The organism is Serratia sp. CY83965, assembly GCF_052166375.1.
GTDB classification, from domain to species: domain Bacteria; phylum Pseudomonadota; class Gammaproteobacteria; order Enterobacterales; family Enterobacteriaceae; genus Serratia; species Serratia marcescens.
On record NZ_JBJNOV010000001.1, the window covers coordinates 1550857 to 1567113 of the forward strand.

13 protein-coding genes are annotated in these 16257 nt (G+C 61.6%); 8 read left to right on the forward strand and 5 right to left on the reverse strand.

What is annotated here, in order from left to right; all coding sequences use genetic code 11:
• Positions 1-9: 9 nt before the first annotated feature.
• Positions 10-1179 carry a cupin domain-containing protein gene (locus tag ACJ8PL_RS07800; RefSeq protein ID WP_442531030.1) on the reverse strand — a complete coding sequence of 390 codons (1170 nt, stop codon included), beginning with the start codon at positions 1177-1179 and terminating at the stop codon, positions 10-12.
• 560 nt (positions 1180-1739) lie between these two features.
• On the opposite strand from ACJ8PL_RS07800, the gene ACJ8PL_RS07805 reads away from it, so the two are divergent.
• From ACJ8PL_RS07805 to licT, 3 genes are read left to right on the forward strand one after another with little or no spacing between them, the layout of a single operon-like run.
• The gene (locus tag ACJ8PL_RS07805) at positions 1740-3596 is read left to right on the forward strand and encodes a beta-glucoside-specific PTS transporter subunit IIABC (RefSeq protein ID WP_110146972.1); all 1857 of its coding nucleotides are present in this window, start codon (positions 1740-1742) and stop codon (positions 3594-3596) included.
• On the forward strand, positions 3593-5008 hold the full coding sequence (locus ACJ8PL_RS07810) for a glycoside hydrolase family 1 protein (RefSeq protein ID WP_442531031.1): 1416 nt from the start codon (positions 3593-3595) through the stop codon (positions 5006-5008). Before ACJ8PL_RS07805 ends, ACJ8PL_RS07810 begins: the two co-directional genes overlap by 4 nt.
• 20 nt (positions 5009-5028) lie before the next feature.
• Complete coding sequence (gene licT, locus ACJ8PL_RS07815; RefSeq protein WP_016927818.1) at positions 5029-5871, forward strand: BglG family transcription antiterminator LicT; 843 nt, start codon at positions 5029-5031, stop codon at positions 5869-5871.
• Here licT and ACJ8PL_RS07820 read toward each other — a convergent pair.
• Positions 5856-6770 carry a LysR family transcriptional regulator gene (locus ACJ8PL_RS07820; protein WP_028128279.1) on the reverse strand — a complete coding sequence of 305 codons (915 nt, stop codon included), beginning with the start codon at positions 6768-6770 and terminating at the stop codon, positions 5856-5858. The two genes, licT and ACJ8PL_RS07820, sit on opposite strands and share 16 nt — an antisense overlap.
• 103 nt (positions 6771-6873) lie before the next feature.
• Here ACJ8PL_RS07820 and ACJ8PL_RS07825 point away from each other — a divergent pair, with 103 nt between their 5' ends.
• Together ACJ8PL_RS07825 and ACJ8PL_RS07830 are read left to right on the forward strand one after the other, a co-directional pair.
• Positions 6874-7440 (forward strand): chromate transporter, encoded by a 567-nt coding sequence (locus tag ACJ8PL_RS07825; protein ID WP_016927816.1) that lies wholly within the window; start codon positions 6874-6876, stop codon positions 7438-7440.
• Positions 7437-7958 (forward strand): chromate transporter, encoded by a 522-nt coding sequence (locus tag ACJ8PL_RS07830; RefSeq protein WP_028127817.1) that lies wholly within the window; start codon positions 7437-7439, stop codon positions 7956-7958. Before ACJ8PL_RS07825 ends, ACJ8PL_RS07830 begins: the two co-directional genes overlap by 4 nt.
• 4 nt (positions 7959-7962) lie before the next feature.
• On the opposite strand, the gene ACJ8PL_RS07835 is transcribed toward ACJ8PL_RS07830, so the two are convergent.
• Positions 7963-8316, reverse strand: a complete 354-nt coding sequence (locus ACJ8PL_RS07835) for a protease inhibitor Inh/omp19 family protein (protein WP_016927814.1) — start codon at positions 8314-8316, stop codon at positions 7963-7965.
• 411 nt (positions 8317-8727) lie between these two features.
• On the opposite strand from ACJ8PL_RS07835, the gene ACJ8PL_RS07840 reads away from it, so the two are divergent.
• Positions 8728-10344 (forward strand): serralysin family metalloprotease, encoded by a 1617-nt coding sequence (locus ACJ8PL_RS07840; RefSeq protein ID WP_123867591.1) that lies wholly within the window; start codon positions 8728-8730, stop codon positions 10342-10344.
• Between the two features lie 41 nt (positions 10345-10385).
• Here ACJ8PL_RS07840 and ACJ8PL_RS07845 read toward each other — a convergent pair whose 3' ends face one another.
• Both ACJ8PL_RS07845 and ACJ8PL_RS07850 read right to left on the reverse strand, forming a co-directional pair.
• A complete protein-coding gene (locus tag ACJ8PL_RS07845; RefSeq protein WP_079451276.1) occupies positions 10386-11036 on the reverse strand; it encodes a dihydrofolate reductase family protein in 651 nt (216 codons plus the stop codon).
• Positions 11037-11105: 69 nt separating this feature from the next.
• Positions 11106-12110 (reverse strand): alpha/beta fold hydrolase, encoded by a 1005-nt coding sequence (locus tag ACJ8PL_RS07850; protein ID WP_049299004.1) that lies wholly within the window; start codon positions 12108-12110, stop codon positions 11106-11108.
• 234 nt (positions 12111-12344) lie between these two features.
• Here ACJ8PL_RS07850 and ACJ8PL_RS07855 point away from each other — a divergent pair, with 234 nt between their 5' ends.
• Positions 12345-12776, forward strand: a complete 432-nt coding sequence (locus tag ACJ8PL_RS07855; protein ID WP_079449260.1) for a DcrB-related protein — start codon at positions 12345-12347, stop codon at positions 12774-12776.
• 31 nt (positions 12777-12807) lie between these two features.
• Positions 12808-16257: PAAR domain-containing protein (locus ACJ8PL_RS07860; protein ID WP_442531032.1), on the forward strand; the 3450-nt coding region annotated here is incomplete at its 3' end.

Here is a 16257-nt window from a genome sequence, read left to right on the forward strand (position 1 = left end):
GCCGCGGCGTTATCGGCTGCGCCGCGACATCACCCGTTTGTCTTTCGGTCTATCCTGCCAGTCCTCAACCTGATTATTGAAGTTGTCCGCCAGCAGGTAGGCCGGGGTTTTCGCCAACCAGTCGGACAACGAAATATCCTGATAAATGCCGTTGTCCATCACGATCAGTACCTCCAAATCCTCATCGCCGATGTTCTCGATGTAATGGCCGAAGCCCTGCGGCACGTAACCGACGTCCGAAGGGGCGTACTCTTCCGTCTGCGCGTGGCCGTGCGAGCTGAACACCGTCATGCGGCCTTTGCCGGCAATATAGTATTGCCATTCGTTGGCGTTGGGGTGCCAGTGCAATTCCCGGATCGCGCCGGGTTTCACGATCTCGATGATGCCGGTCATGGTGGTGGAAATGGGAAATTCTTTCGACGACACCAAATGGACGCTGCCGGCGTCATTTTCAAAGAACGGCTTTTGCTTCATTAATTCATAGCGGTGGGTCAGCGGGGAATTATTTAATCCGCCGTCGCTTTTCGGTAATGGCAAGGTGGGCGGAACGGCGCCGCCGACAATATAAGCTTCGCCCTGTTTGGCCTTGGAAAATACCGCCGCCGGCATGTCGACGCTTTTTTCCAATACCTCTTTCGGCATATGCGCCACCCAATCGGTGATGCTGAAGGTGCCGAATTCGGAGAAATGGCCGTTATCGAACGCCAAAATAAAATGCGCGCCGTCCGCCAGCGCCTGAATGGAATGGCCGTAGCCTTTCGGGAAATACCAGACGTCGCCGGGGCCGAAATCCGCCACCTCACATTTTCCCTCGGGATCGAGGATGGTGATGCGCGCATGGCCTTCCAGCATGAATGCCCATTCGGCGGCGATGGCGTGCCAATGCAGTTCGCGCACGCCGCCCGGCTCCAGCGTCATGTCGACGCCCGCCACGCCTTCGGAGATCGGGAATTGCTCGACGGTAGCTTCGCGCGCCCAGCCGCTGGGCAGGCTGCGTTTTTTGCTGTCGGTGAATTTGTATTTATAGAGATGTTGCGCATCGGCAGGCGGCTGATAGCTGCTGGGGGGCACGATATTGCGATGGTCGTCGGCAGCGGCATTTTTGGTGATGCCGCCGATCATGCCGGCGGCGGCCGCGCTGACGGCGGAGACTTTCAATATATCACGACGCGATAGCATAGCATTTTCTCCAATATAAAGCCGTGCGCCTGCAGAAGCAGGCGACGGGGAAGGCGCGATCGCCATTGAAATGATTTTTGTCATCGGCGGGAATAGGCTGTGACCCTTAAATCCTAGCGGCTGGAATGTATTGCGTAGGCGTTTATTTGTTTGCGTTTGTTACTAAGTGAGAGCGGGTTTAATTATTCATTGTTAATCTCAATAGTCATGGATCTGAATTAATCTTCCCCTGTAATTAAATAAACAAAGTGTCAATGAAACGCATTATTTTGGGTTATTTCCTTCCGATTGCGCTATGGGTGTGCGCAAAAAGCGTGCAGCGGCGACATTGCAGTGCATTTACGCTAAATCGTGACGCCTTTCACAACGCTGACGTCTGGCTATTGCCGAGTATTCGCGAGTATGGTGATACTTTTAGCGCGGTCGAGAAGACCGCACACCATTTTTATTGCGGCGTGTTACTGCTAAAGCAGGCAAGACCAAAATAGGAATGCACTTCTCCTTGTGATGAGGCGCATTTCCATTTTGGTCTTTTTTTTTGCATTTTACCGGGGAAGACGATGGACTATCAAAAACTTGGCTTAGAAATATTGGCGCGGGTCGGCGGTAAAGGCAACGTCAGCAAGCTGACGCACTGCGCGACCCGTTTGCGTATGGAATTCAACGACGACGCTAAAGTGGATTCGAAGGCGATCGAAGCCCTGCCGGGCGTTATCAGCGTGGTGGTGCGAGGCGGCCAGTTTCAGATCGTGGTCGGCAATAACGTGCAGCAAACGTTCCGCGTGCTGCAAAAGGAGATTGGCCAGCCGCAAACCGGCGCTCAAAAGCAGCAGCCGAAAGGTGGCGTGGTGTCACGGATTATCAGCGTGATTTCCACGACCTTTACCCCGGTGATCCCGGCCATTACCGGCGCGGGGATGATCAAGGCGCTGCTGGCGATCCTCAAGCTGGCCGGGGCGATAGATCCCGCCGGCACGACCTATCGATTGCTGGATACCGTCGCCGATGCGGCCTTTTTCTTCCTGCCGGTGCTGTTGGCTTACGGTGCCGCGATAAAATTCGAGTGCAATCCCATCCTGGCGATGACCCTCGCCGGCGCGTTGTTGCACCCTAATCTGGCTCAGATGCAGGCGGCGGGCGCCGCGATTGATTTTCTCGGCATTCCGGTGCGGCTGGCGGATTATGCCGGCTCGGTGTTGCCGATCATTTTTACCGTGTGGCTGATGTCCTATATCGAGCGGTTTGCCGAGAAAATTTCGCCGACGATGATCAAGTTCTTCACCAAACCGATGATCGTGCTGCTGGTCACCGCGCCACTGGCGTTGGTGGTGGTCGGGCCGTTCGGCATTTTCCTCAATGACATGGTGGCCGCCGGTGCGGCGATCGTCGATGGCAAGGCCAGCTGGCTGATTCCTATGTTGATGGGCGGGCTGCAGCCATTTTTGGTGATCACTGGCACCGCCTGGGCGATGACACCGATCGCCACCGGCCAATTGACCAAGAATGGCTTTGAGATGATTAACGGGCCGGGCATGTTGGCGTCCAATATTGCACAAGGTGCGGCGACGCTATGTGTGGCATTCCGCACCAAGAACACGAATTTGCGCCAGTTGGCGTCCTCCGCCGGTTTTACCGCATTGTTGGGGATCACTGAACCCTCGCTGTACGGGGTGACGCTGAAACTGCGCAAACCGTTGATCGCGGCGATGATCGGCGGTGGCTGCGCCGGCATTTACGCCGGGTTGAGCGGGTTGGTGCGTTATGCCTTCGTTTCTCCTGGCCTGGCCGCTTTGCCGGCGTTTATCGGTGAGAACCCGATGAATATCGTGCACGCGCTGATCACTTGCGCCATTGCCATCGTCGTGACCTTTGCCCTGACCTGGATCCTTGGCTTCGACGATCCGGTCGAGGAGACGAACGACGAGACTCAGGTGGCGGCGGCCGACGAGGTATCGCCGGTTTTCAGCCCGCTGACCGGCAAAGCCGTGACGTTGAATCAGGTCAACGATGACGTTTTCTCCCAGGGCTTGTTGGGCCAGGGCATGGCGATCATACCGTCGGAAGGCGTGCTGCGTGCGCCGCTGGACGGCGAGATCGTGACTTTCCTGCCGTCAAAACATGCGGTCGGCATCAAGGGGGACAACGGCGCGGAGCTGTTGCTGCATATCGGCATCGACACGGTAAACCTGGGTGGCCAACACTTTGACTCCGGACTGCAGATCGGCGATCGCGTGAAGGCCGGCGACGAGCTGGTGCGTTTTGACATCGGCGCGATCGCCGCATTGGGCTTCGATCTGACGACGCCGGTATTGATCGTCAACAGCGAAGCGTTTCAGGTTCAGGTGTTACCTAAGCCGCATGGCGTTCATGCCGGTGAGACGATTATGGCGCTGAAGGCCAATAAGGAGCCGGCATGATTTATCAACGCTTGCACGATTTTCCCGCCGAGTTTCTCTGGGGCGCGTCGACTTCCGCCTATCAGGTGGAGGGCGCATGGAATGAAGACGGCAAAAGCCTGTCGATCGTCGATATGCTCGAACATCCCGCAGGCACGGCGGATTTTACGGTGGCCAGCGATCACTATCATCGCTTTCGCGAGGATGTGAAGCTGTTCGCAGAACTGGGGTTAAAGGCCTACCGGTTTTCGGTTGCGTGGACGCGCGTGTTGCCCGAAGGCGTCGGCGAAGTTAATGCGCCGGGGTTGGCGTTTTACCGGCAGTTGATCGACGAATTGCTGGCGCACGGCATCGAGCCGGTGGTGACGCTGTATCATTTCGATCTGCCGTATGTGCTGGAGCAGCAGGGCGGCTGGTCCAATCGCGCCACCATCGAGGCTTTTGTCACTTATGCCGGCGTGCTGTTCGACGCCTTCGGCGATCGGGTGAAGTATTGGCTCACCATCAATGAACAGAACACCATGATCCTGCACCCCGGCGCTATCGGCACGCCCAAAGGCGGTGCGTTGCCTGACAAACGGACGCTGTATCAGCAGAGTCATCATATGTTGGTCGCTCAGGCCAAAGTCATGGCATTATGCCATCAGCGCTGTCCCGGCGGGAAAATTGGCCCGGCGCTCAATACCACCTCGATGTATCAGGAGACCTGTAATCCGCTGGATGCCATTGCCGCTCATAACTGGGAGACGTTGCGCTGTTGGAGTTTTCTCGATGTGGCGGTGCATGGCCGCTATAACGCCCTGGCCTGGCGTTACCTTGAGGATCGGGGGTGGTCGCCGGACAGGGAGCCGGAGGACGCGGCGCTGCTGTTGGCGGCACGACCGGATTATGTGGCGATCAATTACTATTCCACCGCCACGATCGCCGCCAGCCGCGGCGACGGTTCAGACGTGAGCGCACGCGCCGGCGATCAGCAAATTATGCTCGGCGAACCGGGTGTGTATCGTGCGGCGGAAAACCCGTTTGTCGGCAAGACGCGCTACGGATGGGTGATCGATCCGGTTGGCCTGCGCTTAACGCTGCGCAAGACCTTCGAGCGCTATCACCTGCCGATACTGATCACGGAGAACGGCATTGGCGCGCCGGATGAATTGCGGGCGGATGAGACTATCGACGACGACTATCGCATTGAATTCATGCGGCAGCATGTCGAACAGATGCGGCTGGCGATCAACGATGGCGTCGAGCTGCTCGGTTACTGCCCGTGGGCGGCGATTGACGTCGTCAGCACGCATCAAGGTTACGCAAAGCGCTATGGATTTATCTACGTGAACCGCGGAGAACGGGATCTTAAGGATCTGCGGCGCATCAAAAAACGCAGTTTTGACTGGTATCGGCAGCTTATCGCCGCCAATGGCCGGTTGGGCAAATAAGCAAGGTGACGGCCGAGACGATGAAAGTCATTAAGGTGCTCAACAACAGTCTGGTGTTAACCGCGGACGACGATAACCGTGAGGTTATCGTCATGGGCAAGGGAATTGGTTTTAACAGCAAAACCGGAGACGAGATCAACTCGGCCGCCATTGAGAAAGTGTATGTGGTGCAGGAGGGGCAAAAGGGGCGGGATTACCTGCGGCTGATTGAAACTGCCCCGACGGAGCACATCGAAATTGTGCAGATGATCCTCAGTGAGGCCAATCGCCAACTGAACGGCAACATTAATGAACAGATTTTCTTTACGCTGGCGGATCACGTCAGTTTTGCTATCGAACGTCATCACAAGGGTATCGCCATCCAAAACCGCCTGCTGTTCGAGGTGAAGCGTTTCTACCCGCGAGAGTTTGCGGTGGGGCTGCAAGCCTTGGCCTACATTAACCAGCGGCTGAATATCCATCTGCCTGAAGAGGAAGCGGGCAATATCGCCTTTCACCTGGTCAACGGCCAGACCGAAGTGCAAAACATGGAGCACACGTTGCTGGCGGTGAAGATGCTGAAAGATATTTTCAATATCATCAAGTATCACTTTCGCCTCAATATCGACACCGATTCGCTGAACTACGCGCGCTTTTTAGTGCATATGCAGTTCTTTATCCAGCGTATGCTCGACGGCAAACAGATGACCTCGAAGGCCGACTTTCTGTTTGCCCAGATGACGGCCGAGTATCCGCATGCCTATCGCGGCGCGCTATTGATCCGCGATTACGTGAAGAATCTGCTGCAAATGGAGATGTCGAACGATGAGCTGCTGTATTTGATGATCCACCTGACGCGCATCACCGATCAGCCCGAGGCCTGAACCGCCTCGGCGACCAGTTCGCGAAAGCGCTCGACGATCGGCGAGGCCGGGCTATGGCGCAGCGCCAGGTAAAGCGGGGCGCTGAGCTGCGCTTCTTCGGCGATCGTGCGGTAGACAATGCCGTCGCCGCCCAGCCGTCGCATCGAGCCGGGCACGATTGACAACCCCAGCCCGGCGCCGACCAGGCTGAGGGTGGCCGGCAGGCGCGGCGCTTCCTGCACGATGCGCGGGCTGAAGCCGGCGCGGTGGCAGGCGGCCAGGATGGCGTCGTACAACCCCTGACCGGCGGGGCGGCGATAGAGAATAAACGCCTCGTGGGCCAGTTCGGCCAGCGGCAGCGGTTGCTGCGTTTCTTGCGCCAGCCGGTGGCCCAGCGGCAGGGCGACGATCATCGGCTCGCTGAGCACCGGCTCGACGCTCAGGCCGGGAATGCCGTTGGCCGGCGAGCGCACGAAGGCGGCGTCGAGGCGCTGTTCCAGCAACGCCTCCATCAGTTCGCCGCTGCCGGCTTCTTCCAACTGGGTGGTGATACCCGGCAGGATATCGCGATAGCGGCGCAGCAGGTTGGGCACGAAAGGATGCAGCGCGGCGGAGCTGGTGAAACCGATGGCGATATGGCCCTGTTCGCCGCGGGCGGCGCGCTGTACCGCTTCGCGCAGGCGTTCGGCGCGCGCCAGCAGGGCGCGGGCCTCTTCAAACAGCACGCCCCCCGCTTCGGTGACGCGCACGCCGCGCGGCAGGCGCTGCAACAAGGTTACGCCCAGTTCGTCTTCCAGCCCCTGCAGCAGGCGGGTCAGCGGCGGCTGTTGGATAAACAGCCGCTCGGCGGCGCGGGTGATGTTGCCTTCTTCCACCACGGTGACGAATGCCCGCAGGCGACGCAGTTCGATCATAGCCATACCTCAAAGGTATCTTTGGTTTTTCCGGAATGCATTAGACATCATGGCACGGCGGCGCGCATGATACCAGACATCAAAACAAGCGATGTGGAATGGCAATGTCATGTCAGATATCAATACGTTAAAACCGCACCCGGCAGCTGCGCCGGGTAATGCTGAGCTGTTTTTGGGCTTTCTGTGGCTGGGGCTTATCGGCTTCGGCGGCGTGCTGCCGATGGCGCGCAGTATGCTGGTGGAGCGCCGGCGCTGGCTGAGCAGCGAACAGTTTACCGAGCTGCTCGGTCTGTGCCAGTTCCTGCCCGGCGGCAATGTGATCAACCTGTCGGTGGCGGTGGGCATGGAGTTTCGCGGGCTGCGCGGCGCGCTGTGCGCTTTGCTGGGCCTCATCAGCGCACCGACGGCGATCGTGGTGGGGCTGGGCGTGGTATACGCCCGCTTCCAAAACGATCCGCATGTGCAGCATGTGTTCGCCGGGCTGGCCGCCGCCGCCGCCGGGCTGCTGCTGTCGACCGGGATCAAGATGCTGCTGCCGCTGCGCGGTAAATGGCCGGCGCTGGCGATCGTCGCGCTGGCGCTGATCGCCATCGCCTGGCTGCGCCTGCCGCTGTTGCCGACCATGCTGGTGCTGGCGCCGCTGAGCATTCTGCTGATGTGGCGGTGGCCGTCATGAGCGGGGTGTTGATGGCGTTGGCGCTGATCTTCACCGAGCTTTCTTTATTGGCGTTCGGCGGCGGCATGACCATTCTGCCGGAAATGCAGCGGCAGGTGGTGGAGGTGCATCAGTGGATGAGCGCCCAGGAGTTCAGCGCGCTGTTCGCCATGGCGCAGGCCGCGCCGGGGCCGAACATGATGATCGTGCCGCTGGTCGGCTGGCACGTCGCCGGCTGGGCGGGGCTGCTGGTGTCTTCGATCGCCAAGTTCGGGCCGTCTTCTATCGTTACGCTATTGGTGATGGGCGCCTGGCGGCGCTTTAAGGATCGCCCGTGGCGCCGCATCGTACAGGCCGGACTGGTGCCGCTGACCGTGGGGTTGGTGGCGGCCAGCGGTATCTTGATCGCCGAGGCTTCCGCGCCCAGCTGGCGGCTGGCGGCAATCGTGGCGCTGGCGACGGGGTTGAGCATGAGCAAGCGCCTCCATCCGCTGTGGGTGCTGGCGGGCGGCGCGCTGCTCGGGTTGCTGTTCGCCTGAAGGGTTAGCGCGGGATCAGCACAAAGCGCGAAGGGCCGTTGCGGTCGATCAGCTCATAGCGCTTCGGCGCGGTCAGGGCCAGAAACGCCACCATGCTCCCTTCGGCGTCGGTCAGCGTCATGCCGTCCGGCGTCGGCCGCCAGGCGACCGGCAGCGCGTGCAGCGCCAGCGGCTGCAGGCATTGGGCGGAGGCGCTGAAACGGAAAGCGTTGGTGTTGGCGACCGCTTCGTCGCTCAGCTGCACCTCGCAGACGGTTTTACCGTCTCCGATGGCGGCGAGCTGCCAGTCGCCCTTCAGCGCGGCGGGTTCCAGCAACGGCAGTGAACTGCCCAGGGCACTGCTGCACAATATGCTCATAACGACTCCTGTCAGGCTGGCGCGGCGCAAGGCGCGCATAAGGAAATGGGTTGGCATCGGGTCACTCCTTTCGGCTGTCCGTTCACACTTTAGCACGTACCCATCTTGATGATGAGGGAAGGATTAGGTTTTTTAATCCTCGATTATTCTGATCCAATCGGCGATAAAATGCGCAAAAAGACGAATAATTAACCCGTTAATGCGCTCATTTTTCTCATTAATATAGTGAGAATACAAATTGTTACGCGTATCTCCAACTCAATGCCCGGCGTGGTGAAGCCAGGCCGGGCGGGCTCGCGCCAGCGGGGTGAGTCACTATACTGGTCATTCCTAAGCCTTGGCTTAGATTAGAACGACTGATGAATAGTCTTACAAAGCGAGTGGGTTCCTATTGTGTAAAAGGAGAATACAATGCGCAGTCGCCACAACGACATTTTGCAAGATGACGATGAGTTCACCAGCCTGAGCGCCACATCCCCCAACGATCATAACTATCAGTTTTACTATCACCAGCCCGGCAGCATTTATGACGGATTGGGTTACGGCGCGCTGTTCACGCTGGACAACGCTAACCTGTACAGCAATCAGCGCGGCGGGGCAGCCATCGACAACCTGGGTAAAATCCGCGATAACTTCAGCTTCGATCGCGCCGCCGATCAGCTGACGCGGCCGGGCCTGACGCACAACGGCGATCAGGTGTATCATCAGTCGGTGGCGCTGACCTACTCCTTCCTGACGCAGAGCGCGCTGAACCGCATCGGCCAGACCGGCGACGGCGACAAGGGGCTGCAGCCACTGACCCAGGCGGCGCAGGCTCAGGCGCTGAAATCGATGCAGGCGTGGGCCGACGTGGCGAACGTGACCTTTACCGAAGCGGCGTCTACCGATATCAACCACCGCGCGGACATCACCTTCGCGTACTTCACCCAGCGCGCCGACGGCAGCACCGCCGCCGGCAGCGGCCCGAATGCCATCAACGCTTACGCCTATTACCCGCCGAGCTCCAAACCGGGCAGCGATAACGCCTTTGCGGGCACGGTGTGGTTCAACAAAAACTTCGCCACCCATCAGGCGCCGGTTAGCGGTGACTTCAGCAGCCAGACCTTCACCCACGAGTTGGGGCATGCCCTGGGGCTGGCGCACCCGGGATCTTATGACGCGTCGCTGGGCAACCCGAGCTACCAGAACGATGCCGCCTATTATCAGGATTCGTTGCAATACTCGATCATGAGCTATTTCAACGCCGGTTATACCGGCGCCGATACCAAAGGGGTGTACGGCTATGGCCCGATGGTGGATGACATTGCCGCGATCCAGAAGCTGTACGGCGCCAACATGAACACCCGCACCGGCGACACGGTGTACGGCTTCAACTCCAACACCGGGCGCGATTTCCTGACCGCCGCAGCGGACAACGGCAAACCGGTCAACTTCGCGGTGTGGGACGCCGGCGGCAACGACACGCTGGACTTCTCCGGCTACAGCCAGCAGCAGATGATCAACCTGAACGACGGTGCGTTCTCCAGCGTCGGCGGCGGCACGCAGAACGTCGCCATCGCGCGCGGGGCGATCATCGAGAACGCCATAGGCGGCAGCGGGCGCGATGTGATCATCGGTAACGATCAGGACAACCTGCTGGCGGGCAACGCCGGCTCCGATATCCTGTACGGCGGCCTGGGGGCGGATCATCTGTGGGGCGGCAAAGACGCCAATAACTTCACCGACTATTTCGTCTATCTCAACGCCAAAGAGTCCACGGTGGCGGCGTTCGACGTGATTGAAGACTTCGAGCACGGCATCGACAAGATCGATCTCTCCGGCCTGCGCTTCAACAACAGCCTGAGCGAGCTGCGCTTTATCGACAGCGGCAGCGCCTTCAGCGGCCAGAAAGGCGAGATCCAGCTCAACTTCGACGCCTTCAACGGCACCACCGATCTGTTGATGAACACCCAGAGCAACAGCTATGCCGCCGACTTCAAGATCCACGTGGTCGGGCAGGTGGAGCAGAGCGATATTTTGTTTGCCTGAGGTGAGTAAGGGGAAGAGAAAAGGGCCGACCGGCCCTTTTTTTACGACTGGGCCGCCGCGGCGCTTTCCGCCACGAAAGAGCCGGTTTTCACCGCGCCAGCACGGCGGTAGTGAGCCACAATGACGCCGCCGGGCGAGACCACCGAGTGGGCCAGCGTGAAGGCCGCCGGCGCCGCGTTGTCATCGAACAGCCGCTTGCCGCCGCCGAGCAGCACCGGGTAGGTGAGCAAGCGCAGTTCATCCACCAGATCGTTGGCCAGCAGCTGTTGCATCAGCGTGCTGCTGCCCTGCACCAGCAGCACCGGCCCCTGGGTGCGCTTCAGCTCGCGCAGCCGGGCGAGGATGTCTTGCCCCAGCCACTGGCTGTTCTCCCACGTCAGCGTCTCGCCGTGGTGGGTGGCGACGTACTTGGCCGCCTGATTGAACGTGCGGGCGATATCGGCGGAAAACGGGTCGGCCTCGTCGGTGATATGCGGCCAGTAGCCGGCGAAGATATCGTAGGTGCGCCGCCCGAGCAGCAGATCGAAAGGCGCAGAGAAAAGATCGCTCATCGTTTCCGCGACGGCGTCATCCCAATAGGGCGCGGTCCAGCCGCCGAAGCGAAAACCGCCGCTGCGGTCTTCGTCCTGCCCGCCGGGCGCCTGCATCACGCCGTCGAGGCTGACGAACGCGCTGGCAATAATCTGTCGCATGGCTGTCTCCTGCAATTGAGTGCCAGCTGAAAGTTTAGCCGCCGTGCGGCGGCCGCGCCAACCGGCCGCTCAGGGTTGCAGCGCCTTGAGCAACGCCTGATGGAAGCGCGCTGGTTCCTCCATTTGCGGCGCATGGCCCAGCCCGGCGAACTCGATCAGCGTGGCGTGCGGGATGAGTTTCGCCGCCTGTTTGCCCAGCACCGCGTAATGCCCGATTTTGGCCTTGACTGCCGGCGGGGCGATATCGCTGCCGATGGCGGTGGTGTCGGCGGTGCCGATCATCAGCGTGGTGGGCGTCTGCAGATCCTTGAACTCGTAATACACCGGCTGAGTGAAGATCATGTCGTAGATCAGCGCCGAGTTCCACGCCACCAGGCGGTGGCCCGGCCCGTTGTTCAGCCCGGCCAGCATATCCACCCAGCGATCGTACTCCGGCTTCCAGCGGCCGCCGTAGTAGGTGTGCTGCTCATAATTGCGGATGCCCTCGGCGGTGGTGTTCAGCTCGCGCGCGAACCATTGATCGATGCTGCGCCACGGCACGCCTTTCGCCTTCCAGTCCTCGAGGCCGATCGGGTTGACCATCACCAGCCGTTCCACCGCCTGCGGATACATCAGGCTGTAGCGCGTGGCCAGCATGCCGCCGGTGGAGTGGCCGATGACGATGGCCTTGCTGATGTTCAGGTTCTGCAGCAGGCCGTGGGTATTTTGCGCCAGCTGCTGGAAGCTGTACTGGTAATGCGCCGGCTTGCTGGAGGAGCAAAAACCGATTTGGTCCGGCGCTATGACGCGGTAGCCGGCCTTGCTCAGCGCCTTGATGGTGTCCTGCCAGGTGGCGGCGCAGAAGTTTTTACCGTGCAGCAACAGCGCGGTGTGGCCGTTGGCGGCGCCTTCCGGCGGCACGTCCATATAGCCCATCTTTAACGGCTGCCCCTGCGAGGTGAAGCTGAACTGCTGCAACGGGTAGGGGTAGTGAAAGCCCTGCAGTTCCGGGCCGAACGTCGGCGTTTCGGCGGCGCCGGCGTTGAACGCGGCCAGCGCGGCGCACAGCAGCGCGCTACGGGTGAATCTCAGCATCCTGATCTCCTGAAAAACGGACGAGAGCCGAGTATAGCCACAATCAAGGCGTCGGCGCGCCAGTGGTTTCAGATAATTCTGTAATATGACGGTTTGATTCCCGGCCAGATTCCGGCAACGCTCTTTTTCACAGTGAACGCGGTCACGCCGTGCAACATTGGCGACGCCTGATGGTTTTATTTCAAGGCTAAGTTATGCGATGCTTAAGCATTATTTATGCAAAAGGATCCTCGCATGTCCGCTTTATCCCGCTGCGCTTTCAGCGAAGGCAGCGTCGCTTTGCCGGAAGGCTATGCCGATCGCACGGTCAACGTCCTGTTGGCCGGCGATGATGTTTCCCCCTCAGTCAATATTTCCCGCGATGCGCTGCAGCCGGCGGAGAACCTGGAAGGCTACGTCACCCGCCAGCTCGATGCGCTGGCGCAGGGGCTGAAAGGTTGGGCGTTCAAAAGCCGCGAGCCGGCGTCGCTGGGCGATGGGCTGGCCGCCGGTGAGTGGGTGCGCGCCAGCTACCTGCGCGACGGCAAACGCATCTGGCAGAACCAGGCGGTGTTTGCGCTGGCGGAGGGGCGGGTGCTGGTGTTCACCCTGGCGATGGCGCGCAAGCTGACGCCGCAAGATGACGCGCTGCTGCAGCAGGTGCTGAACAGCTATCGGGTGGCCTAACGATGAACTCTTTGCGTAAAAGGAACTTACGATGACCGAAGCGGCCCGCGTCGGCGATACCATCGGGCATTCCCATGCCCTGGCCGGCATGATTGCCGGCACCCTTGTCGGCGGCCTGATCGCCGCCGCAGGCGCATTGGCGGCGGGTGCGCTGTTCGTCGCCGGCCTGGCGGCTTCCTGTATCGGCGTCGGCGTGCTGCTTATCGGCGCCAGCCTGGCGGTGGGGTATCTCACCGGGGAGGCGGCCACCGCGGCGCGCGACGGCATTGCCGACGCCGGTGCCGGTAGCCTGACCCCCAAAGGCAATATCGTCACCGGCTCCCCCAACGTCTTCATTAACGGCAAACCCGCCGCGCTCGCCACCAACAGCCAGGTGGCCTGCAGCGACGACGGCCCGAGCATGCAGATGGCGCAGGGCTCCGACAAGGTCAGTATCAACGGCCAGCCCGCCTCGCGCGTGGGGGACAAAACCAACTGTGATGCGCAGGTGATGGAAGGTTCGCCCAACGTGTTTATCGGCGGCGGCACCGTCACCACCTTGCCGATCAAGCCCGAAGTGCCGGATTGGCTGTACAAGGTCTCTGACCTGACGCTGCTGTTCGCCGGCCTGGTGGGCGGCGTGGGCGGCGCCGCCGGCAAGCTGGGGGCGCTCGGCAAACTGCTGGGCAAGCTGCCCGGCATCAACAAACTGGCGCGCATCGCCTGCCGCGCCGGCACCCTGATGACCGCGACCGCCGCGGTCGGCATTATCGCCCGGCCGGTGGATATCGTCAGCGGCCAGAAATTCCTCGACGGCGAAGACGATCTCGATTTCGTGCTGCCATCGCGCCTGCCGGTCGCCTGGCAGCGTTATTGGCGCAGCGGCAACCCCGGCGACAGCGTACTGGGCCGCGGCTGGAACCTGTTCTGGGAGAGCAGCCTGCAGCCGTATCAGGACGGCCTGGTGTGGCGCGCGCCTTCCGGCGACTTCGTCGCTTTCCCCATGGTGCCGCGCGGCCACAAAACTTACTGCGAAGCCGAAAAATGCTGGCTGATGCACAACGACGACGGCAGTTGGCAGCTGTTTGACGTCGGCGAACAGATTTTCCACTACCCGCCGCTGGCGGGCGAGCAGCCGAGCCGGCTGAGCATGATCACCGACGCCATCGGCAACGCCACCTCGCTGTTTTACGACGACGAGGGCCTGCTGAGCGAACTGGTGGACAGCGCCGGGCAGCGCCTGATGTGCCGCTATGCGCAGGGCTGCCTGCATGAAGTGGCGCTGCAAACCGCCGAAGGCGAACGGACGCTGGCGCGCTACGGTTACGATGAGCAGGGCCAACTGACGACGGTGAGCAACCGCGCCGGTGAGGTAACGCGCCGCTTTGGCTGGCGCGACGGCCTGATGATCAGCCACCAGGACGCCGCCGGGCTGCTGAACGAATACCAATGGCAAGAGATCGACGGCGTGCCGCGCGTGACGGCCTATCGCAACAGCGCCGGAGAATCCCTTGAGTTCGGCTATGACTTCGCCGGCGGGCGCCGCAGCGCGGTGCGCGGCGACGGCAAGCGGGCGGAGTGGCGGCTGGATGACGACGACAACGTGGCGCAGTACACCGACTTCGACCAGCGCCGCTACGGTTTTATCTACCAACGCGGCGAGCTGTGCAGCGTGCTGCTGCCCGGCGGCGCGCAGCGCCAGAGCGAATGGGACCCTTACGGCCGCCTGTTGTCGGAAACCGATCCGCTCGGCCGCGTGACGCGCTATCAATATTCGCGCAACAGCGGCCGGCTGTTCGCCGTCGCATACCCGGACGGCAGCAGCGAAGCGCAGCACTGGGACACGCTGGGGCGCCCGACGCGCTATGTCGATGCGCTGGGCAATGCCACGCTGTACCGCTATCCGGATGACGAAGAGAGCCTGCCGGCTAGTGTGATCGACGCGCTGGGCGGGGAAGTGAAGCTGGAGTGGGACGCCCGCGGCCAGCTGACGCGCTACACCGACTGTTCCGGCAGCGTGACGGCTTATACCTACGATGCGCTGGGACAATTGACGGCGCAGACCGATGCCGAAGGCCACCAGACGCGCTACCGGTGGGATAACGGCGGCCGCCTGCACACCCTGATCCACCCGGACGGCGGCGAAGAGCGTTTTAACTGGAATGCGCACGGCCAGCTGGCCGAACATCAGGACGCGTTGGGCAGCCTGACCCGCTGGCAGTACAACGCCCTGGGGCTGCCGGTCAGCATCACCGATCGCATCAACCGCACCCGGCGCTATCACTACAGCCCGCAGGGCTGGCTGACGCGGCTGGAGAACGGCAACGGCGGCGACTACCGCTTCAGCTACGATGCGGTGGGCCGTGTGCTGGCCGAAGAGCGCCCGGACGACACCCGCCACTATTATCGCTACGGCGCGGCCGGGCTGCTGGAGGAGCACCGCGAGGTCGGCCTGCCGGGCAGCGCGGGCGAGCTGACGCAGCGCGAACAGCGCTTCCGCTTCGACGAGGCCGGGCAGCTGGTCTGGCGCGGCAACGCCAGCGCGGAATGGCATTACCGCTTCGACGCCATGGGGCGGCTGCGCGAGCTGAACCGCCTGCCGACGGCGAGCGGCGCGGCGCTGGGCATCGAGCCGGACAGCGTGCAGATGCGCTATGACGCCGCCGGGCGGCTGCTCGGCGAGCAGGGCGTGAACGGCGAGCTGCAATACCAGTGGGATGCGCTGGCCAACCTGCAGGCGCTGACGCTGCCGCAGGGCGATCGCCTGCAGTGGTTGTATTACGGTTCCGGCCACGCCAGCGCCATTAAATTCAACCAGCAGGTGGTGAGCGAATTCACTCGCGATCGCCTGCACCGGGAAACCGGCCGCAGCCAGGGTGCGCTGCAGCAGCAGCGGCGTTACGACGCCATGGGCCGCCGCAGCTGGCAGAGCAGCGCCTTCGGCCATGACAAACTGACCCGGCCGGAAGACGGCGTGCTGTGGCGCGCTTATCGCTACACCGGCCGCGGCGAGCTGGCCGGGGTGAGCGACGCGCTGCGCGGCGAAGTGCACTACGGTTACGACGCCGAAGGCCGCCTGCTGCAACACCGCGAACCCAATCAGGGCAAACCGGGCGCGCGGCTGGTGTACGATCTGGCGGATAACCTGCTGGGCGAACGCAGCCCGCAGAGCGACATCGACGCGCACCTGCCGCTGGCGCCGATCGCCGACAACCGCCTGACGCACTGGCAAAAACTGTTTTACCGGTATGACGGCTGGGGCAACCTGATCAGCCGGCGCAACGGCCTGTACGAACAGCACTACCGCTACGACGCCGACAATCGGCTGGTGCGGGCGCACGGCCGTGGCCCGCAGGGCGAATTCGAGGCGCAGTATCATTACGACGCGCTGGGCCGCCGCAGCCGCAAGGTGGTGCGCTACAAGGGCAAAATCGAACAGACGACCCGTTTCCTGTGGCAGGGTTATCGGTTGCTGCAGGAGCAGCGCGACGACGGCAGCCGC